We start from the raw sequence: 25734 nt of genomic DNA, 5'->3' as shown, positions 1-25734 counted from the left end.
ACGTCGAAGGGGGAGATGCACGTGTCCCGGAAGCTGCCCGATGAACTGGTACCCGTACTGGCCAGGACCGGCCACCAGTGGCCGCAGGCCGACGAGGACGGGCTGCGCAAGGCGGCCGGGCACTGGCGGGAGTTCGCCACGGAGTCCGAACGCCTCGCCAAGCGCGGCGGGGACTCCGCCAAGCGCGTCACCGGGGAGAACTCCGGCCTCGCGGTGGAGGCCTTCGGCGAGTACTGGCAGGCGTTCACCGGCGGCGGCAAGGGCCACCTCGACGACGCGCACTCCGCGGCCGGGCTGGTCGCCGGGGCCTTCGACACGGCCGCCCGGGCCGTCGACGGCTGCAAGGCCGACATCGTCGCCACCCTCAACGAGCTGGCCGCCGAGCTGAAGAAGGCCGAGGAGCAGGCGGCCCAGGCCAAGGAGGCCGCCGCCAAGATCGCCGCGGCCGCGCAGAACGGCGGCGGGGACGCGCCCGGCGGGGTGTTCGGCGGGCTGCGCCAGAGCGTCGGCGCGATCGCCTCCGGGGTGCGGAACACGGCCACCGAGAAGGTCGCCGAGACGATGGCGGCGGTCGCCGTCGAGACCGCCAAGCTGAAGATCGGCGGGCTGCTGGACGAGCTCGGCCGGGCCATGAAGGACGGCCTCACCGGCACGCTCAAGGAGCCGGCCGTGGTCGCGCTGCTGCGTCTGGGGACCGGCCCCGGCGGCTCCGCCGCGGTGCGTACGACCTCGGTGACCGGGCCGGGCGGCGTCTTCGACCCGGCGGCGGCCGGACTGCCCGCCGTGCTCGCCGAGCCCGGGGTGCTGGGCGCCGACGGCGCGGGCCTGGCGGTGGTGGTCGGCCAGGACGGCAAGCCGGTGGTCGGCGTGCCCGGCCTGACCGTCAAGCTCGACGCGGCGGGCAAGCCGGTGCTGGACGAGGAGGGCAACCCGGTCATCGTCCGGGCGGACGGCACCGCGGTCGCGGACGCCGACGGGCTGCTGGTGGTCCAGGGCGCGGACGGCAAGCCGGTGGTCGGGGTGGAGAACCTGGCCGTGCAGGTGGACGAGCACGGGCGGCCGGTGCTCGGCAAGGACGGCCGACCGGTGCTGACCGACCAGGACGGCCGGCAGGTGCTCGGTGTGCCGCTGGCCGACCCCGGGCAGACGCACGGCAAGCCGGGGCGCGAGACGGCGCTGGACGGTGCCCCGGGCGGGCCCGGCGGCGCCCAGGCCGGCCCGGGCGGTCCGGGCGGTCCGGGCTCGGTGCTGCCGGGCGCGAACGGGGTGGTGCTGACGGCGTCCGGTGCGGACGGCGTGGTCCTGGCGGCGGGCCCGGAGGCGTCCGTCCGCGTGGGCGGTGCGCACGGCGGTTCCAACGGTTCCAACGGCGGTTCCAACGGCGGCGGTGGCGACGACGGACCGGTGCAGGTCCGGACCGGGCCGGTCAGCGCGGGCGGCGGTGGCGGCGGCGACTGGTCCCCGCCGGTGCGGCCCGCCGCCCCGGCCCACCAGGGCGGCGGCTCGGCGCCCTCCGGCGGCGGGGGCGGCGACGCGCCCTCCGCGGGCCAGCCGTCGGCGCCCTCGCACGGCAACGGCAACGGCAACGGAGGCGGTGGTGGCGGCGTCGGCGCGCCCGTCACCGTGCGGACCGACTCGGTGCTCGCACCGCCCGCACCCCCCTCGTACAGCCCCGGCTCCGCCCCGGGCCCGGAGGCCCACCACGCGACGGCCGCGGGCTCGGGCGGCAGCACGTACAGCACCCCGTTCGGCGGACCGGTGAGCGCCGGGCCGGTCAGCCTCGGACCGGTGGGCGCCGGACCGGTCGGCCCCGGCCCGTACGCGGGCGGCGGCCCGGCACCGGGCTCCGGTGCGATCGGGCACGGCCCGGCGCCGTTCGGCGGCGGCACCGGCCCGGCCACCCCGTCCGGCGCCGCCGGCGCGGTCCACGGCACACCGGCGGGCCCCGCCGGCCCGGCCGGCCTGGTCGCCCTCCCGGGGGCGGCCGCCCCCGGCTCCGGCACGCCCGGCGCGAGCACGCCCGGTACGGCCGGCCCAGGCCAGCACGCCCCCGCCGAGGCCCGGCCGGGCGCCGCCGTGGGCGCGCCGCGGGCGGCCACCGGCACCCCGCACCCCGTCACCGCCCCCGGCCCGCTGCCCGTGCCGCCGCCCTCGGCCGCCCCGCCGGTCATCGGCCCCGGCGCCGGCCGCCCCGAGTTCCACTCCGGTGACACCCGCCGCCGCCCGGACGGCTCGCCGGCCGAGGGCCAGACCGGCCTCGGCTGGGCCGTCCTCCCCGTCGCCACCGCCCACGCGATGGCCCTCCAGCTGGCCATGCGCGCCCTGCGCAAGGACGGCGGCGCCGAGGACGCCCTGGCGGTCCGGCTGCGCACCATCGCCGACAGCCGCCCGTACGGGCTCCCGGGCGGGCTCGGCCCGGTCGACCCGGAGCACCAGCGCGAGGTGGAGCGCCGGGCACCCCGGGACGGCGACGGCGTGCCGGTACGCCACCCCGACCCGGCGGCCGGCGGCTGGGCCGAGGTGGTCAACGACGGCGGGTACGGCGAGCCGGGCCGCGCCAACAACAGCCTGGAGATCGCCCTCTCCGCCGTCGACACCTTCACCGGCCGACCCACCTGCGCGGCCCCGCGGATCCCCACCGAGGGCGACGCGGGCGAGCGCGGCGGCCGCGACCGCGCCGAGCGCGAGCTCGGCGCGCCCTTCCGCGACCTCGGCGACGGCGACCCGGCCTTCGGCCGGCTGGCCGGCGAGCTGCGCCGGGCCGGCCACGGCTCCCAGGCCGTCCTGCTCACCCTGGACGGCTTCGGCCGCCCGCACGCCTGGAACGCGGTCAACCACCAGGACACCGTGACGTACCTGGACCACCAGGTCGGCCGCCGCGGCGCGGCCCCGCTGCACGACGGCGGCCACGGCCTGTGGGCGATCGCCCTGGACCCGGAGGGCCGCCCGCTGGACCTCGCCGCCACCGGCGCCGCCCATGCGGTGGGCGCCGCCTCGTGACCGCCCGCCGCACCGCGCGGGCCGCCACCCGTCCGGGCGGACCGCCCGCCCCCCACCGCGCCGATGCAAGGAGCACCACCCCGTGACCACCCGCGCGCAGGCGATCGAGGCCGCGCATCGCTGGATCAACGGCGACCTGCCCAGGGCCTCGGCCGACGGGGCGACCGGCAGCCGTCCGGTGCACTCGCACGAGTTCGACCTCGGCTGGGTGGTCTGGGCCGAGCCCCCGCCGGTCCGGATCGACCCGCTGACCGGCGAGCGGCGGGCCCCCGAGGAGATCGGCGCGGCCTGCGCGGTGGTGGACCGGGCGACCGGCCGGTTCACCGTCTGGCCGTCCGTACCGGTGGACCAGGTGGTCACGCTCTACCGGGACTTCCTCGGCGCCGGGAGCCACGACCCGGCCCTGCCGCCGGTCACCGGCCGGGGCGCCAGGGCCGAGCTGAGCTACCTGGACCCCCAGGGCGAGCCCTGCTCGCTCGTCCTGCGCTCGGAGCCCGGACGGCCGCACCCCGCGCTGCGCGCCTGGTGGCGGCTGCGCGAGCAGGGCCTGCGGCCCGAGGACGTCCTCGCCGTCCACACCGACCTGCGGATGGGCGCCCTGCCCGGCGGCTACTGGGCGCACGCCCTGGCCGCCGAGCTGCCCGCCGCCCGGGTCGGCTCCGAGCTGCCGTACGGGCCGCGCTTCGACCACCGGGCGGCCGCCGTCCGAGCCCTGCCGCCCGAGCCCGGCGAGCCGCGCCGCAACCGGGTGCCGTTCCCGCGGGCCGTCCCGCCGCTGCCCGCCGAGCCGGACCGGCTGCTCGCCGCCCGGCTCGCCGAGCGGTTCGGCCCCGGCGGCGTCCAGCGCTTCGACCCGCAGGACGTCACCCGGGCCGACCTGCCGGAGGACACCGCCCGGTTCCTGCTGACGGTCGGTGTGCCGGTCGCCGTCGAGGGCTTCTTCGCGCTGCACCACCCCAGGCCGGACGCCATCGCGGACGGCACCCGGCCCGGCCCGGTGCTCCCCCCGATCGCCGCCCACCTGGCGGAGGCCGGTCGCGGCACCCGGGCGGCCGAGCGCGAACTCCGGGCGCTCGCGCCGCAGCTGCTGCTCGGCACCGACGGCTGGGCGCTGGTCACCCTGGACACCGCCTGCGGCGCCGTCCGCGCGGTCGACCCCGACTACGCCACCGCCCGGCACTGCAACGCCGGCCCGGCGGCCTTCGTCCGCTGCCTGGCGATGTTCGCCGAGCAGCTGCCCGGCCTGCGCGGACTGCACCCGCACGCCGCCGGGCCCGCCGTCGCCGCCCTGCAGTGGGGCCTCGCCGCGATCGACCCGACGGTCTTCGACGACCCCGAGAACTGGTGGGCCGTCATCGTCGAGCAGCTCTGGGACGGCCTGCTGTGAGGACGGTCGGCGGGCCCGGCAGCGGGCGTCCGGGTGAACCGCGGTGCGGCGCGGCCCGGATGCCCCGTACCGCGGGCGCAGGCTGAAGGGAACCGGCAGCGCTGTCGGGTTGTCAGATCGATTTGATGATCCTCCACCGATCCGTCGAGGATTCCCCTCACGCCCGCACCCGGCGTCCGAACCAGAGCTGGAGCCCGAGCCGTGACCGCCTCGACCCGCGCCGCCCACACCGCCGTCCTGGCCGCCCTCGCGGTCCTGGCCGCCGGCTGCGCCGGTGCACCCGGCCTGCGGGCCAGGACCGCCGCCGCCCCGCCGGACTGCGGCGCACCGGCGGTGATCGGCCACCGGGGCTCACCGCTCAGCGCCCCCGAGAACACCATGGCCTCCTTCGAGACCGCCCTCACCCAGGGCGCCGACTGGCTGGAGACCGACGTCCAGACCACCCGGGACGGCGTGCCGGTGCTGATGCACGACGCCACCGTGGACCGCACCACCAACGGCCGGGGCGCCGTCTCCGACCTGACGGCCGCCCAGATCGCCGACCTCAGGGTGACCGTCGGACCGGGCCCGGCCGAACCCGTCGCCACCCTCGACCAGCTGCTCCGGCGGCTGGCCGGCAGCAGCGTCACGCTGCTCATGGAGCTCAAGTGGCAGCGTGCCGAGGACGTGCAGCGGATCGCCCGGATCGCGGCCGGAAGCGGCGCCCGGGTCTTCCTCTACTCGTTCTCCGCCGAACACCTGCGGCAGGCCCGCGCCGTCGCGCCCGCCCTGCCGGTCGTCCTCATCCAGGGCGGCGCGATCACCGAGGACCCGGGCGACCTGCCCCTGCACGGCATCGCCCTGGACGCCACCCTCGCCACCGCCTCCCGGATCGCCGCCGAGCGCAAGGCCGGCCGCGAGGTCTACGTCTGGACCCTGGACGACGAGGACTCCTGGCAGCTGATGACCGAACGCGGGGCGGACGGCCTGATCACCGACACCCCCGGCCGGGCCCGGCACTGGGCCGACGCCAACTGCCGCGGCGCGGACCGGGTCGCGTCGCGCGGCAGCCGCCCGCACTGACCGGACGGCCGTACGCACCGACCGCGCACCCGTACCCGCACCGCACCCGGTTCGCACTGGTTCGTACCAACCGCCCGGACCAGCACGGATACCGCCGCCCCGGGCCTCCCGCGGGGCCGGATCGCGTAGCGTGGAGAGTTATGCGACTCGGTGTGCTCGACGTAGGTTCCAACACGGTCCACTTCCTTGTGGTGGACGCCCATCCCGGTGCCGCCCCGCTGCCCGCCTACTCCCACAAGGCCGAGCTGCGGCTCGCCGAACTCCTCGACGAGCAGGGGGCGATAAGCGCGGCCGGGGTGGACCGGCTGGTCGGCATGATCGCCTCGTCGATCCGGGTCGCCGAGGACAAGGGCGTCGTCGACATCCTGCCGTTCGCCACCTCCGCCGTCCGGGAGGCCGCCAACGGTGAGGAGGTGCTGCGCCGGGTCGCCGAGGAGACCGGCGTCGAGCTGCAGGTGCTCTCCGGTCAGGACGAGGCGCGGCTCACCTTCCTGGCCGTGCGCCGCTGGTTCGGCTGGTCCTCCGGGCGGCTGCTCAACCTCGACATCGGCGGCGGCTCGCTGGAGATCGCCTGCGGCCTGGACGAGCAGCCCGACGTCGCCTGCTCGCTGCCGCTCGGGGCCGGCCGGCTCACCGCCCGCTGGCTGCCCGGCGACATCGCCGACCCGGACGGACTGCGCGAGCTCAGACGCCACATCCGGGCCGAGATCGCCACCGTGGTCGGCGAGATCTCCCGGCTCGGCGCCCCCGACCACGCCGTCGCCACCTCCAAGACCTTCAAGCAGCTCGCCCGGATGACCGGCGCCGCCCCCGCCGACGCCGGCCCGTACACCGACCGCCGGCTCACCCGCAGCGGGCTCGCCGCCTGGGTGCCCCGGCTGTCCGCGATGACCGTCGCCGAGCGGGCGCAGATCCCCGGCGTCTCCGAGGGCCGGGCCAAGCAGCTGCTGGCCGGCGCCCTGGTCGCCGACGCGGCGATGGACCTGTTCGGCCTGGACGAGCTCGACGTCTGCCCCTGGGCGCTGCGGGAGGGCATCATCCTGCGCCGCCTGGACGCCATAAACAGCCCCGCCGACCGCAGCCCGGCCCTGACGCCCTGAGGGCGCCGCCGACACGCCCGGCCGGGCGCCGATCCGACGACATCCGCGCAGCCGGTCCCGGGGGGCCGGTCCCGTTCCGGGCGCGGTCCGCTTACGCTGTCTCCCGTGGCGCAACCAGCGGACGAGGACGGGACGCGGGAGGGCCGCGCGCCCGGGGACGGGCAGCCGCGGTCGGACGCCCCGCGCCGTCGGCGGCCCGCCGGCGGCGGCGAGGGCGACGAACCGGGCGCCCCCGGGCGGGCCCGCAAGCTCGGCAAGGCCGTGAAGGGCGCCAAGGCGGCGAAGACCGCGCAGCCGACTGAGACGGCGAAGACGGCCGAGACCGCCGAGACGGCGAAGAAGGCGGTGAAGAAGGCCGCCAAGAAGAGCGCCAAGAAGACCCCCGCGGCCAAGCCGCCCACCGCCAAGTCCGCCAGGACCCCTGCCGCCAAGACTCCTCGCGAGACCAGGACGGCCCGCGAGACCAGGGCCCCGCGCGAGACCAGGACCGCCCGCGCCGCCGGCGCCGCCAAGGCCGCCGTCCAGTCGGTGAAGTCCGTCAAGGCCGCCCGCCAGGCCGCCGCCCGCACCGCCCCCCTGCTGCGCACCACCGACCGCCTGGTGCTGCCCCCGCACCCCGCCCTGCACATCCCCGACACCAAGGTCGCCCTCTCCACCGCCTCGGTGTACCCGGCCAACACCGCCATCGCCTTCGAACTCGCCGCCAGGCTCGGCTACGACGGCGTCGAGGTGATGGTCTGGAACGACCCGGTCAGCCAGGACATCGAGGCCCTGCGCCGCCTCTCCGACACCCACCGGATGCCGATCCTGGCCGTGCACGCGCCCTGTCTGCTGATCACCCAGCGGGTCTGGACCACCGACCCGTGGACCAAGCTCGTCCGGGCCCGGGCCGCCGCCGAGAAGCTCGGCGCCGACGCCGTCGTCGTCCACCCGCCGTTCCGCTGGCAGCGCCAGTACGCCCGCGAGTTCGTCGAGGGCGTGAACCGGATGGCGGGCGAGACCGACGTCCGCTTCGCCGTCGAGAACATGTACCCCTGGCGCTACCGCGACCGCGAGATGCTGGCCTACGCCCCCGGCTGGGACGTCACCGAGGAGGAGTACCGGCACTTCACCATCGACCTCTCGCACGCCGCCACCTCCCGGATCGACGCCCTCGCCATGGTCGACCGGATGGGCGACCGGCTCGCCCACATCCACCTCGCCGACGGCAGCGGCTCGGGCAAGGACGAGCACCTGATCCCCGGCCGCGGCAAGCAGCCCTGCGCCGAGCTGCTGGAACACCTGGCCCGGACCGGCTTCGACGGCCACGTGGTGCTGGAGGTCAACACCCGGCGCGCGATCTCCCCCGCCGAACGCGAGGCCGACCTCGCCGAGGCGCTCGCCTTCACCCGGCTGCACCTGGCGACCCCCGCGCGCGTACGCTGATCAACGAACTGCCGTACCGAGGGGGAGACATGACGGAGAACAGGGACTACCGCGAGCTCGCCGCGTCCTTCGGCGGGGTGGCCGCCGAGTACGACCGGGGGCGCCCCTCCTACCCCGACGAGCTGTTCGACGAGCTGGAGCGCCTGGCCGGCCGGACCCTCAAGGGCGCCCGGGTGCTGGACGTCGGCGCCGGCACCGGCATCGCCACCCGGCTGCTGGCCGCCCGGGGGGCCGAGGTCATCGGCGTCGAGCCCAGCCCCGGCATGGGCGCCCAGTACCTGGCCTCCTCACCGGGCCTGCCGCTGGTCAAGGGCACCGGCGACGAGCTGCCGTTCCACGACCACAGCGCCGACCTCGTCACCTACGCCCAGGCCTTCCACTGGACCCGCGCCGAGAGGTCCGTCCCCGAGGCGATCCGGGTGCTGCGGCCCGGCGGCGCCCTGGCCACCTGGTGGAACGTGAAGGACGCCGGTGTCGGGTGGGTCCGGGCGATGGGCGAGCGGCTCTCCACCGCGCTGTCCGGCATCTACCACGGCTACGGCGCGGTGAACGAGATCGTCGGCCACCTCGCCCCCTACGACCTGCGGATCGAGACCGCAGTGCTGCGCTGGGAGCGCCGGGTCACCGTCGACCACGTGATCACCGACCTCACCTCGCGCTCCTACCTCGCCTCCCTCGCCCCCGAGGAGCGCGCGCCGCTGCTCGCCGTCGAACGCGAGGCCCTGCTGGCCGAGTTCCCGGACGGCTGGGTGATCGAGCCCTACATCCTGGACCTCACCGTCGCCCGGACCCAGGGCGGCGCGGCCTGACCGCATGGCGGACGCGGTGTCCGCCCGCCGGACGGCGGGCGTAGGCTCGAAAGACACAGCGGCCGCGCACCCTCCCTTCCGGCGGGGCCGCCAGCAGCCTCCGAAGGAGTGGAGCACAGTGCCCGAGCTGAAGTCCCGTACGGTCACCCACGGTCGCAACATGGCAGGCGCCCGGGCGCTTCTCCGGGCCGCCGGCGTAGCCCGCGAGGACTTCGGCAAGCCGATCATCGCGGTGGCCAACTCCTTCACCGAGTTCGTCCCGGGCCACACGCACCTCCAGCCGGTCGGCCGGATCGTCTCCGAGGCGATCAAGCAGGCGGGCGGCATCCCGCGCGAGTTCAACACCATCGCGGTCGACGACGGCATCGCGATGGGCCACGGCGGCATGCTCTACTCGCTGCCCTCGCGCGACCTGATCGCCGACTCCGTGGAGTACATGGTCAACGCGCACTGCGCGGACGCCCTGATCTGCATCTCCAACTGCGACAAGATCACCCCGGGCATGCTGATGGCCGCGCTGCGCCTCGACATCCCGACCGTCTTCGTCTCCGGCGGCCCGATGGAGGCCGGCAAGGCCACCCTGGTCGACGGCACCGTGCGCAAGCTCGACCTGGTCGACGCGATCTCCCAGGCGGTCAACGAGAACGTCTCCGACGAGGACATCGCGATCATCGAGGAGAACGCCTGCCCGACCTGCGGGTCCTGCTCGGGCATGTTCACCGCCAACTCGATGAACTGCCTCACCGAGGCGATCGGCCTCTCGCTGCCCGGCAACGGCTCGGTGCTCGCCACCCACACCGCCCGCAAGGCCCTCTACGAGGCCGCCGGCCGCACCATCGTCGACATCACCAACCGGCACTACCAGCAGGACGACTACTCGCTCCTGCCGCGCGCCATCGCCACCCGCGCCGCCTTCGAGAACGCGATGGCCCTGGACATCGCCATGGGCGGCTCCACCAACACGATCCTGCACCTGCTCGCCGCCGCCCAGGAGGCCGAGCTGGACTTCGACATGCGGGCCATCGACGCGATCTCCCGCAAGGTGCCCTGCCTCTCCAAGGTCGCCCCCAACGGCAGCTACTACATGGAGGACGTCCACCGGGCCGGCGGCATCCCCGCCATCCTCGGCGAGCTCTACCGCGGCGGTCTGCTCAACGAGGACGTGCACACCGTGCACTCCGACTCCCTCGACGAGTGGCTGAAGACCTGGGACGTCCGCGGCGGATCCCCGTCCGCCGAGGCCGTCGAGCTCTGGCACGCCGCCCCCGGCTGCGTCCGCTCCTCCGAGGCCTTCTCGCAGTCCGAGCGCTGGGAGTCGCTGGACACCGACGCCGCCGGCGGCTGCATCCGCAGCGTCGAGCACGCCTACTCCGTCGAGGGCGGCCTCGCCGTGCTGTACGGCAACCTCGCCGAGGACGGCTGCATCGTGAAGACCGCGGGCGTCGACGAGTCGATCTGGACCTTCAGCGGCCCGGCCGTCGTGGTCGAGTCCCAGGAGGCCGCCGTCGACGCGATCCTCACCAAGCGGATCAAGGAGGGCGACGTCGTCGTCATCCGCTACGAGGGCCCCAAGGGCGGCCCCGGCATGCAGGAGATGCTCTACCCGACCTCCTTCCTCAAGGGCCGCGGCCTCGGCAAGGCCTGCGCCCTGATCACCGACGGCCGCTTCTCCGGCGGCACCTCGGGCCTGTCCATCGGCCACGCCTCCCCGGAGGCCGCCTCCGGCGGCACCATCGCCCTGGTCGAGGACGGCGACATCATCGCCATCGACATCCCCGGCCGGACGGTCTCCCTGGAGGTCTCCTTCGAGGAGCTGCACGAGCGCCGGCTGAAGCTGGAGGCCGAGGGCGGCTACCGGCCGAAGAACCGCGAGCGCCAGGTCAGCCAGGCGCTGCGGGCCTACGCCGCGATGGCCACCTCCGCCGACAAGGGCGCCGTCCGCGACGTCACCAAGCTCGGCTGACACCGCGCCCCACCGTGAGGGGCCGTCCCGACTGCCGGGACGGCTCCTCCGCCGTTTCCGGGCGCCGGGTGATAATCGGCCGTGTGACCGAGGACCTCACCCCCGCCCCCAAGACCGCCGGCGTCCCCGAGCCGGAACCGATCCGCTGGTTCGGCACCAGCTGGGTCGGCCGCGGCAGCGACTACCGGCTGCGCCGCGTCGTCGTACCGCTCGGCGCGCTGCTGGCGGTCGTCGCCGGGGCCGTCGTCCTGCGCTTCGCCGTCGAGGGGGTCCAGCTCTCCGACAACGGCGGCTTCGTCGACACCCTGCTGATCGGCGCCATCGGGATCTGCTCCTTCCTGGCCGCGCTGCGCACCTGGAAGCTGCTCAGCGAGGGCAGGGACGAGCTGACCGGCTGGATGGCCGAGGACAAGTCGCTCGGCGTGGTCTGGATCATCGGCGGGGTCGGCGCGCTGGCCGCCTACTTCGCCCGCAGCCTGGTCGAGGCGCCCGGTGAGGCCGTGAAGCGGGCCCATTACGAGCGGGCCCTCGCCCAGCACGGGCGCCGCCAGGCCGGCCGCAGCGGCCGGCCCGGCACCAGGGCGCCGGGCCGGGCCAAGCGCAGGCGCTGAGTCGGCGCGGCCGGTCAGCTGCGGCTGACCGTGCCGCAGGCCTCGTCCTCGGGCAGCTGCTTGCCGAGGTCGTACGGATCCCGTGTCGGCCCGGACTGCTCGGGGTTCGGCTGCTTGGCGAACTGCTTGAAGTTCGGGTGGAGGAAACCGTCGAAGGTGCCGCACTCGGTGTTGCCGAAGTAGGACAGCGACTTGTCGATGAAGATCTTCTTCGGGTCGAGCGCGTACCTCGCCGGATCGTGGAAGCGGAAGGTCTCCACCCGCCGCACGACGGTCCGGGCGGTCCAGGTGTCCCCGGCCGCGTCGGCGGCCGGCACCAACAGGCCGACCGGCCGCGCCGTGCCGCCGCCGGCCGGCTCGGTCCGGGCCGGCGCCGTGGGGGCGGCCGGCCTGGTCGGGGCGGGGCGCCTGGCGGCCTCCGGGCCCGGGCGCAGCGCGTACACGTAGGTGAAGTCGGTGTGCACCAGCACACCGCGCTCCCCGTCGCCCTCGACGCTCATGGTGCCCTTCACCTTGACGGTGTCGGTCACCGGGATCGCGTCGTGCGCGTCGAAGCGGCTGAACCAGGTGGTCGGGTCGGTCTGGTCCGAGGGCTTGGCGAGCGCCGCCGCGGCCTTGTCCCGCCCCGCACGGTCCAGCAGGGCGAGCGCGGCCTCCGGCCGCCCGCCCGCGGTCACCTTCGGGTCCAGGTTGGTCGCCGTCAGGTAGTCCTTCACCAGGGCGAGTTGCGCGGCGACCTGGTCGGCGCCGAACGCGCCGGTGGCCTGGGCCTGCGGCAGGACGAACGCCTCCGTCCCGGTCGGCCAGCCCTCGGCGGGCGAGCCGGCCCAGGGGTGGTCGACGGTCGGCTGCTTGGCGTCGGCCTTCGGCGGGGCGGCCGTCGCTCCGGCCGTCCCCGGGGCCGCGGTGGGCACCGAGGTCACGTCGGCGTGGCCGAAGTGCGTCGAGTACCAGGACCGCAGCCCGTCGAGGTTCAGCACGGCGAGCAGCAGGGCGATGGTCAGCACCACGTACAGCGGTGTCCGCCACTCCAGCCGGCGGCGCGGGCGGGCGGTGCCCCAGGGGTCGGTCGGCTTCGGCCGGCGGCCGAACCGCCGGGCCTTCGCCGGGCCGTCGTTGACCGAGCGCCGACCGCCCGGGTCGACCGGAGGGGTGTGCTTCCACTGGGCGGCGAGCATCCGGGTGCGGCCCGACTGCTCCTTCACGGCCGCACCCTTGACGAACTCCTCGTCGAGGACGAGGTCTGCGAACGGGTCCTTCCCGCCCGCCCCGGCGGGGTCGGACCCCGCCGGCTGCCGGCCCTCGGAGGGGCGCGGTTCTGGATCTTCGGCTATCGGCATCGCGCCAGTATGCCGACGGGGGGTGACGGTCGGCCGATCGGGGGCACACCAACGGGTGAACGCCCGCGCGGTCCGCGGGGATCACCCTGGTTTGTCCGGGCCGGGCGGCGGCGTGTCACCGCGTCAGTCCTTCCCGCGGGCCTGCTTCACCGAGCCCACCACCCCCGCGACCGCCAGCAGCAGGCCGGCCGGCAGCAGCGAGAGGAAGAACGCGCCGAACAGGCTGGCGTCGCCGAGGAAGGCCTGCGCCAGGGTGTTCAGTACGAGCAGTCCGCCCGCCGCCGGCAGCGCCGCCTGCCAGGGGTGCTCGGCCGCCCACCGGCGCAGCCGCCGGTCGCCGGTGTCGCGCCGCAGTTGGCCGCCCACCGTGCCGACCAGGAAGAAGAAGAACAGCGCCCAGCCGGCCGGGCCGGCCAGCATGCTCAGCGACCAGTCCCCGGTGATCAGATCGATCCCCAGGGCCGTCGCCCCCACCACCGCACCGACTCCCGCGGCCGTCCGCCAGGGGCCCACCGTCGCGGAGGCGACGGCCAGTTGCCGGTTCTCACGTCGGGACATGTCTCCGTGTGCCATACCTCCACGGTGCGCCCGCCGGCTGCCCGGGGCCATAGGGGAGAACCCCGAGTTTCTCCCTAGGGCCTGACTTGCCGGTCCAGGGGCTTCCCGCAGGGTGGACGCTCCCGCCGGGGGCGCGGGTGCGGTGCGAGGATGGGCCGCAGCACCGGACGTAGGGAGCGGCCATGAGCGGCAGCGCAGCAAACGGACAGAAGATCGCCTTCCTGGGCACCGGCAAGATCGGCGAGGCCCTGCTCTCCGGTCTGCTGCGGGCCGGCAAGGACCCGGCGGACGTCCTGGTGACCGCCCGCCGCCCGGAGCGCGCCGCCGAGCTGGCCGCGAAGTACGGCGTGGCGACCGCCACCAACGCCGAGGCCGCCAAGCTCGCCGACACCCTGATCCTGGCGGTGAAGCCGCAGGACATGGGCACCCTGCTGGAGGAGCTGGCGCCGCACGTCAGCCCCGACCGGCTGGTGATCTCGGCGGCGGCCGGCGTGCCGACCGCGTGGTTCGAGGACCGGCTGGCGGCCGGCACCCCGGTGGTCCGGGTGATGCCCAACACGCCCGTCCTGGTCGACGAGGGGATGAGCGTGATCTCCGGCGGCTCGCACGCCACCGAGGCGCACCTGGAGCGGGCGGAGGAGATCTTCCGCTCGGTCGGCAAGGCGCTGCGGCTGCCCGAGTCCCAGCAGGACGCGGCGACCGCGCTCTCCGGCTCCGGCCCGGCGTACTTCTACTTCCTGGTCGAGGCGATGACGGACGCGGGGATCCTGCTCGGCCTGCCCCGGCAGGTGGCGCACGACCTGATCGTGCAGTCGGCGATCGGCGCCTCGGTGATGCTGCGGGACTCCGGCGAGCACCCGGTGAAGCTGCGCGAGGCCGTCACCTCGCCGGCCGGCACCACCATCTCGGCCATCCGCGAGCTGGAGAACCACGGGGTGCGGGCGGCCCTGTTGAGCGCCCTGGAGGCGGCCCGGGACCGCTCGCGGGAGCTGGCGTCCGGCGGTAAGTAGGCCAGTAGGCTCGGACGTATGTCCTATGACTTGGTGATCTTCGACAACGACGGTGTCCTGGTGGACAGCGAGCCGCTCTCCAACCGGCTGCTGGCCGAGTACCTGACCGAGCTGGGCTACCCCACCACCATCGAGGACTCGTACCGGGACTTCATGGGCACCGCCGCGCACCGGGTCCACGACGTGATCGCCGAGCGGTACGACGGCGCCAGGCTGCCGGAGGGCTTCGACGAGCTGTTCCACGCCCGGGTGTTCGCCGCGTTCGACACCGAGCTGACCGCCGTGCAGGGCGCGGAGGCGCTGCTGAAGGAGCTCCGGCAGCGCTCCGTGCCCTACTGCCTGGCCTCCTCGGCGCACCACGCGTGGATCCGCACCGCGCTCGACGTCACCGGTCTGCGCGGCCACTTCGCCGAGGAGCGGATCTTCAGCGCCCAGGACGTCGGGGTCGGCAAGCCGGCGCCGGACCTGTTCCTGCACGCCGCCCGGACGCTCGGCGTCGACCCGGCCCGCTGCCTGGTGCTGGAGGACAGCGTGAACGGCGTGCTGGCCGCCCGGGCCGCCGGCATGGACGTGTACGGCCACACCGCGCTCACCGAGCCGGCGGGGCTCACCGCGGCCGGGGCCACCGGTCTGATCGGCGGGCTGGCGGAGGTCGGCGCCCTGCTCGGCTGATCGCACGCGGCCGATCGTGCGCGGCCGATCGCGCGCACCCCCTCCCCAAAAGCCGCGGCACCCCCTACGCTCTCGCCAACATCGTCGTACCGGCCAGTAGCGAGGTGTGCGTGAGTATCGGGATACCGCCGCGGCTGCGGGCGGGCAGGGCCGCGCTCGCCGCGTCCTTCCTGCTCCAGGGCGTCACCTTCGCCCTGCTGGTCACCTGCATCCCCGAGCTCCAGGACCGGTACGGGCTGAGCGACGCGCTGCTGCCGGTCTTCCTGGCCGCGGTGCCGATCCTCGCCGGGGCGGGGTCGATCGCCTCCGAGCGCCTGGTGCAGCGGACCGGCGCCCGGGCGGTGCTGCGGGTCGTCCAGCCCGCCGTCTGCCTCAGCCTGGCGGCCGCCGGGCTCGGCGACACGCTCTGGCAGCTCGGGCTCGCCCTGGGCGCCTTCGGGCTGCTGGTCGGGGCGCTGGACGCGAGTATGAACATGCTCGGGGTGGGCCTCCAGCACCGCTACGGGCGCTCGATCATGCTCGGCTTCCACGCCGCGTTCAGCCTCGGCGGGATCCTCGGCGCCGCCGTCGCGGGCCTCGGCTCGCACTACGACCTGGGCCTGCCCCTGCTGTTCGGCGCGGCGGCCGCGGTGATCGCGCCGCTGGCCCTGCTGGCCGGGACTCGGTTCGCCGGGCCCGCCGAGCTCGGCGACGCCGTCCGGGAGGCCGCGGAGGCCGCCGCCCGGTCCATCCCCTGGCGTCCGCTGCTGCCGCTCTGCCTGGCGATGGCCTTCGCGTACATCGCGGACGCCTCGGTCTCCAACTACAGCGTCAAGTACCTGACCGACGGCCTCGGCAGCCCGGAGGACCTCGCCAAGCTGTCCTACCTCGGCTACATGGTCGCGATGCTGCTCGGCCGGGCGCTGGGGGACCGCGCGGTGCAGAGCTGGGGCGCCGTCCCGGTGGTCCGGGTCGGCGCCGCGCTGGCGGCCCTGGGCTTCGCGCTGGCCGCCGCCGCGCCCGGCACCTGGGCGGGCATCGCCGCGTTCACCGTGCTCGGCTTCGGGATCTGCGCGATCATCCCGCAGGTCTTCGCGGCCGGCGGGCGGCTCTTCCCGGCCGACTCGGACGCCGCGGTCGCCCGGCTCAACCTGTTCAACTACGTGGGCTTCCTGATCGGTTCGCCGCTGGTCGGCGCGATCGCGGACGCGAGCTCGTACCGCTGGGCGCTGCTCGCCCCGATGGTGCTGGTGCTCGCCGTGCTCCCGCTCGCCGACCGCTTCGCCCCGGCGCCCGCGCTCGAACCGGCGGCGGCCGTCTGACCCTGCGGACCCCGACTGACCCCGACCGACCCGGCCGGGCCCGCCGGCCCTCAGGGCTCGCGGATCTCGTCCAGCGACTCCTGGAGGAGGCCCTTCGCCCGGGTGAACCAGTCGGCGAGCACGGCGACCTCGTCGGGGGAGTAGTCGGCGAACAGGGCGCCGATGCGCTCGTAGAACGGACCGTAGACCTGCAGGATGCGCTCCTGCGCGGTCTCCTCCATCACCACCCGGACCCGGCGGCGGTCGCCGGGGTCGGCCTCGCGGCGGGCGTACCCGGCCTTCTCCAGCCGGTTGAGCACGCCGGTCACCGCTCCGGTGGTCAGGTGCGCCCGCTCGGCCAGGTCGCCGGCGGCGAGCGGCTTGCCGGCCATCGCCGCCTCGATGACGAAGCCGAGGCAGGTCAGATCCGTGACGTTGAGGCCGAGCCGCGTCGCGATGTCCTGCTGGCCGAACTGCGCGAGCGCGATCATCCGGTCCATCGCGTACTGCGCCTGCTCGGCCGTCGCCCGGGGGCGCGGCTTGCCCTCCACAGGGAATCTCCTTAGCATCTAAGTTACTTAGCTCGTGAGATAAATCTTCTCCGCGCGGCTCGGAGCCGATCCGTCCGCGACCCACCCATCAGACCAAATGAGGAGACATGGGCGCACACGGCGATCACGACATGGGCCACACCGTCGCGGGCTGGACGGGGGTCGCGCTGGCGGTCCTGGGGTCCGCCGTGGCGGGCGCGGCGTTCATCGCGGGCTCGGCCGCCGGGCTCTGGCTCGGCGCCGCCCTCGTCCTCCTCGGCGCGCTCGCCGCCTGGCTGCTGCACCTGGCCGGCTGGGGCAAGGCCACCGGACCGCGCCCGCCCGGCCGCCGGCACTGGCGCGCCCGCGACGCCGCCGCCCCGGGCGGCCACCCCGACTGCCTCGGCTGCCGACTGGCGGGCCGCACGGGCCCGGTGGCCGCTCCCGCGCAGGTCGCGGCAGACCGGCTCCCGGTCTAGCCGCCCGGCCGCGACCGGGGGCCGCCGGGGCGCGCCCTGGCGGCCGTCGCGCCCCGCCGACGCACTACCGTGGAGGCCATGCCCGAAGCCGAGCGTGACACCCCCTGCGGCCTGCACCTCTTCTGGGACGAGGCCGTCACGACCTACGACTTCGGCCCCGGCCACCCGATGGACCCGACGCGGCTGGCGCTCACCATGCGCCTGGTGGAGTCCCTCGGGCTGAGCTCCGGGCCCGGAGTGACGGTCAGGTCCGCGCCCCCCGCCGGGGAGTCCACGCTGCGCCTGGTGCACACCAGCGAGTACGTGGCGGCCGTCAAGCACGCCGCCGCCCACCCCGACCAGCAGGACCACCGGCACGGGCTCGGCACCGACGACAACTGGGCCTTCCCGGCCCTGCATTCGGCCTCCGCGCTGATCGCGGGGCAGTCCGTCGCCGCCGCCGAGGCGGTCTGGCGCGGCGAGACCCCGCACGCCGTGAACTTCGCCGGCGGCCTGCACCACGCGATGCCCGGCAAGGCGTCCGGCTTCTGCATCTACAACGACCCCGCGCTCGCCATCGCCCGGCTGCTCGAACTCGGCGCCGAGCGGGTCGCCTACGTCGACGTGGACGTCCACCACGGCGACGGCGTCCAGCAGGCGTTCTGGAACGACCCGCGGGTGCTCACCATCTCCCTGCACGAGCACCCCGCGACGCTCTTCCCGCAGACCGGCTGGCCCACCGAGACCGGCGGCCCCGACGCCCCCGGCTCCGCCGCCAACCTGGCGCTGCCCGCCGGCACCGGCGACTCCGGCTGGCTGCGCGCCTTCCACGCCTTCGTCCCCGACCTGCTGGCGGCCTTCCGCCCCCAGGTCCTGGTCACCCAGCACGGCGCGGACACCCACCTGGAGGACCCGCTCGCCCACCTCGCCGTCACCGTGGACGCCCAGCGGCTGATCGCCGAGGAGCTGCACGCCCAGGCCCACCGCCTCGCCGACGGCCGCTGGATCGCCCTCGGCGGGGGCGGCTACGCCGTCGTGGACGTCGTCCCCCGGAGCTGGACCCACCTGGTCGCCACCGCCGCCGGGCGCCCGGTCGATCCGGCCACCGAGACCCCGGAGGAATGGCGCGCCGAGGTGTACCGGCGCTCCCGCCGCCCGGCGCCGCTGCGGATGACCGACGGCGCCCGCCCGTCCTGGCGCGACTTCGAGGAGGGGTACGATCCGGCCGACCGGCTGGATCAGGCGATCCTCTCCGCCCGCCGGGCCGCCTTCCCCCACCACGGGCTGCTGGCCTGAACCCGGGCCCCCGGTTGTGGAGGAGCCGGGAAGTGCGCACGTCCCCTGCGACAGACCGTTGAGCGGCTACGTACTGCAACAGGACTATCTCTCACCGTACGAGGACTGCGCTTCTCCCTCTTCCCACTGGTACCACCCATAACTACTCTGGGGATACACGTGTGCCGGTGGAGTCACCGGAGGGGAAGCCGGTGCCTTGCACACGGGTAAGGGTCGGGTGATGGTCATGAGTTCCGGCGAACGCCCTCTGCAGGAAGTCGTCTTCCTGACCGTGGCGGAGGTGGCCGCGGTCATGCGGGTGTCGAAGATGACGGTGTACCGCCTGGTGCACAGCGGAGAGCTGCCGGCCATCCGGGTCGGACGGTCCTTCCGGGTGCCCCAGCAGGCGGTTCACGAGTACCTCAAGGAGTCCTACGTGCGGCTCGAGAGCGCGTAGGGCGCGGTCGGCGGGGCGGGGCTCACAGCCGGTGGGCCCCGCACCCGTTTGCCGTGGATTTCCCGCGAGTTTCCCGGTCAAAGGGACCACGATTACGGCCCTGGCCGAGTGGACGGTAGGCTAGGCCCTCCGTCAGTCGTATGGACTCCGTCTCTCACGGACGAGAGTCTCAGTGAGCGAGGGTTGTTCCGTGGGCTCTGTCATCAAGAAGCGTCGCAAGCGTATGGCCAAGAAGAAGCACCGCAAGCTTCTGAAGAGGACTCGCGTTCAGCGTCGCAACAAGAAGTAAGCGTCCCCGGCCGCGCCTCGCGCGCCACGCGCTTCCACCGCCCGCCCAGGCCCTCGTGGCCTGGGCGGGCGGTGTCGTTTCACGGCCGAACAGGGCGGCGCGGTACGGTGCACGCAGGCCGCCGAGGCCGAGGAATGGGGTGCAGCACCGTGGGCATGGTCGTGCTCGTCACCGGCGTGGCCCGTCGGCTCGGGGCCCGCTTCGCCGACGAGATCCGCCGCCGCCCCGGCGTGGACCTGGTGGTCGGCGTCGATGTGCAGCCGCCGCGGCAGCCGCTCGCGGAGCCGGACGGGCCGGCCGCCGAGTACCGCTTCCACCAGCTCGACCTGCGCCGCCCGGCGGTGGCCCGGGTGATCGCCGAGTACCAGGTCGACACCGTCGTCCACCTCAGCGTCAGCGCCACCGGCCTGGGCTCCACCAACCGCTCGTCGGTCAAGGAGTCCAACGTCATCGGCACCATGCAGCTGCTCGGCGCCTGCCAGAAGGCGCCCGGCGTGGGCCGGCTGGTGGTGAAGTCGACCACCGGCGTGTACGGCTCGGCCCCGCGCGACCCGGCGGTGTTCTCCGAGCGGACGCAGCCCAAGAACCTCCCCGGCGGGGGCTTCGCCAAGGACGCGGTCGAGGTCGAGGGCTACGTCCGGGGCTTCGCCCGCCGCCGCCCCGACGTCGCGGTGAGCGTGCTGCGGTTCGCCAACATCGTCGGACCGGGCGCGGACACCCCGCTCGGCGAGTACTTCGCGCTGCCGGTGCTGCCCACCGTCCTCGGCTACGACCCCCGGCTGCAGTTCGTCCACGAGGACGACGCGGTCGAGGTGCTCTGCCGCGCGGCCGTCGCCGCCCGGCCCGGCACGGTGAACACCGGCACCGTCAACGTGGCGGGGGAGGGCGTGCTGCTGCTCTCGCAGTGCGCCCGCCGGCTCGGCCGGCCGACCCTGCCGCTGCTGCTGCCGGCGATCAGCTGGATGGCGTCGGTGGCCCGGCAGACCAGGATGGTCGACTTCTCGCCCGAACAGCTGCGGCTGCTCACCCACGGCCGGGTGGTGGACACCACGCTGCTGCGCGAGACCTTCGGCTACCAGCCGCGGTTCACCACCCCGGAGGCCTTCGCCGACTTCGCCGCCGCGCAGTCCGCCGGCCTGCTGCCGCCGGAGCGGCTCACCGCCGTCACCGACCGGCTGGCCGCGCTGCTCGGCCCCGAGCACGCCCGGCACTCCGGGCACCCGGGACCCGTCGGGCCCCCCGCGCCGCCCACCCGTCCGAACCGACCCAGGAGCTGAACCCGCGATGAGTGCCGCAGCAGTGAACGCGACGGGCGAGGCCAAGGTCATCCCGATCGAGTCCGCGCCCAGCTGGAGCGAGCCGGACCGGCCCGCCGGCCTGGCCGACCAGCTGGCCGACGCCGTCGGCGGGGCGCTGGCCGGCCGGCTCGGCCCGGCCGCCACCCGGCTGCTCGGCAAGGGCTGGGAGGGCCGGGCCGCCGACGGGCTGGCCTTCCTGCGCCGCCGGATCACCGGCGACTACGAGGTGGACGAGTTCGGCTTCGACCGGGAGCTCACCGAGGAGGTGCTGCTCTCGCTGCTGCGCCCGCTCGCCGACAAGTACTTCCGGGTCGAGGTGCGCGGGATCGAGAACATCCCGTCCGAGGGCGGTGCGCTGATCGTCGCCAACCACTCCGGGACGGTCCCGCTGGACGCCCTGATGACGCAGGTCGCGATCCACGACCACCACCCGGAGCACCGGCACCTGCGGATGCTCGCCGCCGACCTGGTGTTCGTGCTGCCCGGCATCAACGAGCTGGCCCGCAAGGCCGGTCACACCCTGGCCTGCAACGAGGACGCGCAGGCGCTGCTGGAGCGCGGCGAGGTGGTCGGGGTCTGGCCGGAGGGCTTCAAGGGCATCGGCAAGCCGTTCTCCGAGCGGTACAAGCTCCAGCGGTTCGGGCGGGGCGGGTTCGTCGCCTCGGCCCTGCGGGCCGGGGTGCCGATCGTGCCCTGCTCGATCGTCGGGGCGGAGGAGACCTACCCGATGATCGGCAACTTCAAGACGCTGGCCCGGCTGCTGGGCCTGCCGTACGTGCCGATCACGCCGACCTTCCCGTGGCTGGGCCCGCTCGGTGCGGTGCCGCTGCCGACCAAGTGGACGATCCAGTTCGGCGAGCCGATCCCGACCGACCGCCACCCGGCGGAGGCGGCGGACGACCCGATGCTGGTCTTCGAGCTGACCGACCAGGTGCGGGAGACCATCCAGCACACCCTCTACAAGCTGCTGGTGCAGCGGCGCTCGGTGTTCTTCTGACGGGCTCCGCGGCCTTCTGAGCCTGCGGTCTTCTGAGCCCTGCGGTACCGCGACGGCGAACGGCCCGGGGGCCGGCGTACTCACGCCGGCCCCCGGGCCGCTGTCCGTCGACCGCTGCCGGTCAGCCTCCCAGGATCCGCAGTCCGGGCAGCAGACCCGGGATCAGCGGTGGCACGTCCACGCCCGGCGGGGCCCCCGTGGCGGCGCTGGGCGAGACCGACGGCTGCGGAGCCTGCTCCGGGGCCGGATCGGCGCTCGGCGACGGCTTGGCGCCGGTCAGCCCGCTGGTGAGGTTGTCGACCAGCCCGCCGACCGGGTCCGCCGGGTTGCTCGGCGCGCTGCTGGGCGCCGGTCCGCCGCTCCCGCCGCCGGTGGGCGTGCTCGCCCCGGCGCTCGGCGCCCGGTCGGCGGTGCCGGCCTTGCCGCCGCCGACCGCCGCTCCCGGTCCGCCCTGGGCCGGTCCGGCACCGGGCGCGACGCTGCCGCCACCGGCCGGGGTGTCCGCCCGGCCGCCGGACACGGGGTTGTCGCCGCCGCCCGACCCGACGCTCGGACCGCTGCCCTTGGCGGGCGGCTGGACCAGGCGCAGGGGCGCGACGTCCTCGCTTATGTCGTCGAAGAGCTGGTCCACCAGGTGGGCCTGCGGAATCAGCTGGACGGGCAGCTTGCTCTGCAGATCGGTCCAGCGCCCGTCCTCGTCGTGGGCGAACCCGGCCAGCGTGCGCATCGGGTCGAGCGAGCCGTTGCTGCGGTAGACCGAACGCAGCAGCTCCCGGCCCTTGATGGCGTCGGCGTGCATGTCGTCGAGCGCGCGGCGGACCTGGTCGACCGTGCCCGGACTGAGCGAGGTACCGGTGTCCACCCGCCCGATCAGGCTGTTGGCCTCGTCGAGCCGGGTGGAGGCGTGGTCGAGCAGCAGCTCGCCGCGCTCGCTGTCGGAGTCCGCGAGGTCCAGCCGGAGCCCTTCGAGACCGCGCTTCATGCCGTACAGCGTGTCCCCGGGGAGGGCGTTGGTACTGGCGGCGGCAGCGCCCGCGAGGCTGCCCACGGCGAGCCCGGCGACCAGCCCGCCGATCGCGAACCGGCGGCTCCAGCGGCCGCGGGGCGCCATCCGGACCGCCCGGTGGCGGCGCTGCCGGGGCACGACCGCGCCCGTCCCCCCGGCGAAGGCCTGCTCGAAAGCGGCCATCAGCTGGGCTCGTTGGACCGTCCGGACCTCCGGGTCCAGCTCCGGACCGGGCAGCGCACCGAGTGCGCCGGCCATGCCGATCAGCTCCGCCATGGCGGCCGAACCTGCGCCGGTGGAAGCGGTGTTGGCCGATTCGGCGTTGGCGGGGCCGCGTTGCTCTGTCTGGTGGGCCTCCAGCGCCTCGGCGAAGGCCTTCGCGCGCCGGTGCTCCAGCACGTTTGCCGTCACGGGCCACACCTCCCTTCGTCGTTGTCGACACCCCGGCCTGCCGGACGGTTGCCTCGGCGGGCCAAAGCCACTCCATCGGGTGAGAGGTCGCAATTCGACTTGACCGTACGCCTGGTGGAGGCTTGCACGCTGGCCAACGAGCGGTGCGGGCGGTCGGTTACGCACGGCTGATCATCGGACCGACCGTTCACCCGGACGTGTCGGACCGGCACCGACGGTGACGGTCCGGCGGGTATCTCCCCGCCGGAGCCACCGCTTGGTGCGCCGCTCACCGGGCGTCGGGCGGCAGCAGCCGGGCCAGCGTCCGGACGGCGCGGTACTGGAGGGTCTTGATGGCGCCCTCGTTCTTGCCCATGATCCGGGCCGTCTCCGCGACCGAGAGCCCCTGCAGGAAGCGGAGCGTGACGCACTCCTGCTGCTGCGGGTTGAGCCGGCGCACCGCGTCCAGCAGGGCGGCGTTGGAGAGCGACTCCAGGACGGAGTCCTCCGGGCTGCGCTCGCACTCGTTGGAGTCCAGCATCTCGCCGGTGGTGACCTCCAGCCGGAACCGGCTGGACTTGAAGTGGTCGGCCACCAGGTTGCGGGCGATGGTGACCAGCCAGGCGCCGAAGTCCCGGCCCTGCCAGGTGAAGGTGCCGATCCGGCGCAGCGCGCGCAGGAACGTCTCGCTGGTGAGGTCCTCGGCGGTGGCCCGGCTGCCGACCCGGTAGTAGATGTAGCGGTAGACGGTGTCGGAGTAGTGGTCGTAGAGACGGCCGAAGGCCTCGCTCTCGCCGGCCTGGGCCCGTTCGACCAGCTCCATGATCGGGTTGTGCTCGGTCTCGTAGCCGGGACTCGGGGTCGTCCTCGCCCGGCTGCGGCCGGTGGTGCCGGCCCGGCCGCGGGAGCCGGTGCCGGTGGAGCCGGCCGCGGTGGTGCGCAGCGCGAGGCCGCCGGGGTGGGCGTGGGCCTGGCCGAAGGAGGCGCCGGCGGGCACGAGTTGGGGCGAGGTGGCGAGCTGGCTGAGGAGCATGCTGCGCAACAGGTCGAGGCCGGTGGAGATCTGCCGGGCGGAGGCCGGGCGGCCGCGGAGGCTGGTGCGGGAGCGCAGGGGCGCGGGCGACGGGCGGGAGGGTGCAGGCGCGTCGTTCCGGACGGGTGGGTACACGGGACTCCCAGAGGCAGAACTGTGGACGGATCACCTCCGCCTGCGCGGAGAGCACGGCCCCGCAGCCCGTCCGATAGGGGCGCGTGGGTGACGTGCATCCAGGAGAGAATAACGCTTTGTGCAATGACAGCTACACCGTGTGGTCGAAGTGGTCGTTTGGGATCCACATGGCGTGCATATTCGGCTGACACTGACCGAACGTGTCATCGTTCATCCGGCTCAACGTGATCGAACGGGTGCGCCGGGTGACATATTTGGCGGTCCGGCGGACGGTTTCCCTGTCTCAGGCCCCGGCAACCCCTGACTTTCCCGGCCTGGCGAACGATCAGAACCGGTCACTGGCTGGCAGGTTCGCAAGACGGGCGCGGACCGGCCTGCGGCGCGCGGGAGTTCGCCCGTACGAGCGGCCTGGTCAGCGCGTGGATTGACGGGTGGTCACCCGCGCAGGGGAGCCCGGTCCGGGTGCGATCCCGGGCGCGGCGCGCGGCGGTTCGGGGCGGCCGGGGGCGGCGCGGACCGACGGCGGGGCCGGATGGCCCCGGGGGTCAGGCGCGGTGGCGGCGGTGCAGGGCCACCCCGGCGGCGGCCGCGCCCGCGAGGACGCCGAGCCCGGCGGCGGCCGGGAGGCCCACCCGGGCGGCCTTGCGCCCGGTCCGGAAGTCCCGGACCCGCCAGCCCTGGGTGCGGGCGTGTCGGCGCAGCGCGCCGTCCGGGTTCACCACGTACGGGTGGCCGACCAGCGAGAGCATCGGGATGTCGTTGGCCGAGTCGCTGTACGCGGCGCAGCGGTCCAGGTCGAGCCGCTCCCGGCGGGCCAGCGCGCCGACCGCGGCGGCCTTGGCCGGGCCGTGCAGCAGCTCGCCGACCAGGCGGCCGGTGTACAGGCCGCCCTGGGCCTCGGCGACGGTGCCGAGCGCACCGGTCATGCCGAGCCGGCGGGCGATCACCCGGGCCACCTCCAGTGGGGCGGCGGTGACCAGCCAGACCCGCTGCCCGGCGTCCAGGTGCATCTGGACCAGGGCGCGGGTGCCGGGCCAGATCTTGTCGGTGACGACCTCCTCGAAGACCTCCTCGCAGAGGGCTTCGAGATCGGCGGTGCGCTTGCCGGCGACCAGGCCGAGCGCGGTGTGCTGGGCGTCGGCCATGTGGTCCGGGTCCTCGGCGCCGTGCAGCCGGAACCAGGCCTGCTGCCAGGCGAACCGGGCGATGTCGCGGCGGGTGAGGAAGCCGCGCCGGTAGAGGCCGACCCCGAGGTAGAAGATCGCGGCGCCGCGCAGGATGGTGTTGTCGCAGTCGAAGAAGGCGGCGGCGCGCGGGTCGTCCGGCTCGGGGGTGTGGTTCCCGGCGGGCGCCTTGGGGGCCTTGCCGGGCCTGGGCTGCTCGGGCTGGGACTCCGAGGGGGGCTCCGGGCGGGCCGGGGCGGGGTGCGGCTCGGCGCGCAGGGCGGCCTCGGCGGCCGCGGCCGCGGCCTCGCCGGCCAGGGCGGTCCGCTCGGTGGTGGGACGCCTTGTCTGGGTGAGCCTTCGGAGCACGGCCATGGCACCGAGCATAGCCAGCCGGGCCGGGAGCGGCCGTGACGGCGGCGTGCCCCGGCGGTTAACAGCGCGTAGCCGACGGGCTGCCGGTCCGGTGGTCCGGCGGGGGGCGGG

At 75.0% G+C, this 25734-nt stretch carries 23 protein-coding genes; 17 read left to right on the top strand and 6 right to left on the bottom strand.

The genetic code is table 11. The features are described 5' to 3' along the window. Window positions 1-21: 21 nt before the first annotated feature. The 8 genes from ACIGZJ_RS11665 (at window position 22) to ACIGZJ_RS11630 (ending at window position 11357) form a co-directional block, all read left to right on the top strand. A complete protein-coding gene (locus ACIGZJ_RS11665; protein WP_396457007.1) occupies window positions 22-3000 on the top strand; it encodes a toxin glutamine deamidase domain-containing protein in 2979 nt (992 codons plus the stop codon). Window positions 3001-3082: 82 nt separating this feature from the next. Continuing rightward, entirely contained in the window at window positions 3083-4387 is a 1305-nt protein-coding gene (locus ACIGZJ_RS11660; RefSeq protein ID WP_396457006.1) for an SUKH-4 family immunity protein, read from the top strand. Window positions 4388-4588: 201 nt separating this feature from the next. Further along, window positions 4589-5449 (top strand): glycerophosphodiester phosphodiesterase, encoded by an 861-nt coding sequence (locus ACIGZJ_RS11655; protein WP_396457005.1) that lies wholly within the window; start codon window positions 4589-4591, stop codon window positions 5447-5449. Window positions 5450-5589: 140 nt separating this feature from the next. Next, complete coding sequence (locus ACIGZJ_RS11650) at window positions 5590-6549, top strand: Ppx/GppA family phosphatase (protein ID WP_396457004.1); 960 nt, start codon at window positions 5590-5592, stop codon at window positions 6547-6549. Between the two features lie 597 nt (window positions 6550-7146). Next, on the top strand, window positions 7147-7974 hold the full coding sequence (locus ACIGZJ_RS11645; RefSeq protein WP_392937634.1) for a sugar phosphate isomerase/epimerase family protein: 828 nt from the start codon (window positions 7147-7149) through the stop codon (window positions 7972-7974). A gap of 29 nt (window positions 7975-8003) precedes the next feature. Next, window positions 8004-8783, top strand: a complete 780-nt coding sequence (locus ACIGZJ_RS11640; protein WP_396457003.1) for a class I SAM-dependent methyltransferase — start codon at window positions 8004-8006, stop codon at window positions 8781-8783. A gap of 118 nt (window positions 8784-8901) precedes the next feature. Further along, complete coding sequence (gene ilvD / locus ACIGZJ_RS11635; protein ID WP_392937336.1) at window positions 8902-10746, top strand: dihydroxy-acid dehydratase; 1845 nt, start codon at window positions 8902-8904, stop codon at window positions 10744-10746. An 83-nt stretch (window positions 10747-10829) separates the two neighbouring features. Further along, window positions 10830-11357, top strand: a complete 528-nt coding sequence (locus tag ACIGZJ_RS11630; protein WP_396457002.1) for a hypothetical protein — start codon at window positions 10830-10832, stop codon at window positions 11355-11357. 14 nt (window positions 11358-11371) lie between these two features. Here ACIGZJ_RS11630 and ACIGZJ_RS11625 read toward each other — a convergent pair whose 3' ends face one another. After that, window positions 11372-12697, bottom strand: coding sequence for a hypothetical protein (locus ACIGZJ_RS11625; protein ID WP_396457001.1), 1326 nt, complete (start codon window positions 12695-12697; stop codon window positions 11372-11374). 123 nt (window positions 12698-12820) lie between these two features. After that, complete coding sequence (locus ACIGZJ_RS11620; RefSeq protein ID WP_392937343.1) at window positions 12821-13255, bottom strand: hypothetical protein; 435 nt, start codon at window positions 13253-13255, stop codon at window positions 12821-12823. Window positions 13256-13437: 182 nt separating this feature from the next. Here ACIGZJ_RS11620 and proC point away from each other — a divergent pair, with 182 nt between their 5' ends. The 3 genes from proC (at window position 13438) to ACIGZJ_RS11605 (ending at window position 16238) form a co-directional block, all read left to right on the top strand. Next, window positions 13438-14265: a pyrroline-5-carboxylate reductase gene (gene proC / locus ACIGZJ_RS11615; RefSeq protein WP_396457000.1), complete on the top strand. Its 828-nt coding sequence runs from the start codon at window positions 13438-13440 to the stop codon at window positions 14263-14265. 18 nt (window positions 14266-14283) lie between these two features. After that, window positions 14284-14937 carry an HAD family hydrolase gene (locus ACIGZJ_RS11610; RefSeq protein WP_396456999.1) on the top strand — a complete coding sequence of 218 codons (654 nt, stop codon included), beginning with the start codon at window positions 14284-14286 and terminating at the stop codon, window positions 14935-14937. 110 nt (window positions 14938-15047) lie between these two features. Continuing rightward, window positions 15048-16238, top strand: coding sequence for an MFS transporter (locus tag ACIGZJ_RS11605; protein WP_396456998.1), 1191 nt, complete (start codon window positions 15048-15050; stop codon window positions 16236-16238). 50 nt (window positions 16239-16288) lie between these two features. Here the strand turns inward: ACIGZJ_RS11605 and ACIGZJ_RS11600 are convergent, their stop codons facing one another. Then, entirely contained in the window at window positions 16289-16768 is a 480-nt protein-coding gene (locus ACIGZJ_RS11600; RefSeq protein ID WP_396456997.1) for a MarR family transcriptional regulator, read from the bottom strand. A gap of 107 nt (window positions 16769-16875) precedes the next feature. Between ACIGZJ_RS11600 and ACIGZJ_RS11595 the strand changes: the two genes are divergently transcribed. From ACIGZJ_RS11595 to ACIGZJ_RS11570, 6 genes are all read left to right on the top strand, one after another. Then, on the top strand, window positions 16876-17226 hold the full coding sequence (locus ACIGZJ_RS11595) for an HGxxPAAW family protein (protein ID WP_396456996.1): 351 nt from the start codon (window positions 16876-16878) through the stop codon (window positions 17224-17226). 78 nt (window positions 17227-17304) lie between these two features. Continuing rightward, a complete protein-coding gene (locus tag ACIGZJ_RS11590; protein ID WP_396456995.1) occupies window positions 17305-18501 on the top strand; it encodes an acetoin utilization protein AcuC in 1197 nt (398 codons plus the stop codon). Window positions 18502-18727: 226 nt separating this feature from the next. Beyond that, on the top strand, window positions 18728-18937 hold the full coding sequence (locus ACIGZJ_RS11585; RefSeq protein WP_148644250.1) for a helix-turn-helix domain-containing protein: 210 nt from the start codon (window positions 18728-18730) through the stop codon (window positions 18935-18937). Window positions 18938-19127: 190 nt separating this feature from the next. Then, window positions 19128-19226 (top strand): 30S ribosomal protein bS22, encoded by a 99-nt coding sequence (locus tag ACIGZJ_RS11580; RefSeq protein WP_003948845.1) that lies wholly within the window; start codon window positions 19128-19130, stop codon window positions 19224-19226. A 149-nt stretch (window positions 19227-19375) separates the two neighbouring features. Beyond that, window positions 19376-20503: an NAD-dependent epimerase/dehydratase family protein gene (locus tag ACIGZJ_RS11575; RefSeq protein WP_396456994.1), complete on the top strand. Its 1128-nt coding sequence runs from the start codon at window positions 19376-19378 to the stop codon at window positions 20501-20503. A 7-nt stretch (window positions 20504-20510) separates the two neighbouring features. Further along, entirely contained in the window at window positions 20511-21521 is a 1011-nt protein-coding gene (locus tag ACIGZJ_RS11570; RefSeq protein ID WP_396456993.1) for a lysophospholipid acyltransferase family protein, read from the top strand. Between the two features lie 121 nt (window positions 21522-21642). Here the strand turns inward: ACIGZJ_RS11570 and ACIGZJ_RS11565 are convergent, their stop codons facing one another. From ACIGZJ_RS11565 to ACIGZJ_RS11555, 3 genes are all read right to left on the bottom strand, one after another. After that, entirely contained in the window at window positions 21643-22938 is a 1296-nt protein-coding gene (locus ACIGZJ_RS11565) for a DUF5667 domain-containing protein (RefSeq protein WP_396456992.1), read from the bottom strand. Between the two features lie 268 nt (window positions 22939-23206). Then, a complete protein-coding gene (locus tag ACIGZJ_RS11560) occupies window positions 23207-23950 on the bottom strand; it encodes an ECF subfamily RNA polymerase sigma factor, BldN family (protein WP_396457114.1) in 744 nt (247 codons plus the stop codon). A gap of 680 nt (window positions 23951-24630) precedes the next feature. Next, on the bottom strand, window positions 24631-25623 hold the full coding sequence (locus tag ACIGZJ_RS11555) for an HAD-IB family hydrolase (RefSeq protein ID WP_396456991.1): 993 nt from the start codon (window positions 25621-25623) through the stop codon (window positions 24631-24633). Window positions 25624-25734 lie beyond the last annotated feature (111 nt).

The organism is Kitasatospora sp. NPDC052868 (assembly GCF_044547105.1).
Classification (GTDB): domain Bacteria; phylum Actinomycetota; class Actinomycetes; order Streptomycetales; family Streptomycetaceae; genus Kitasatospora.
This window is presented reverse-complemented; position numbering and strand designations above follow the sequence as displayed.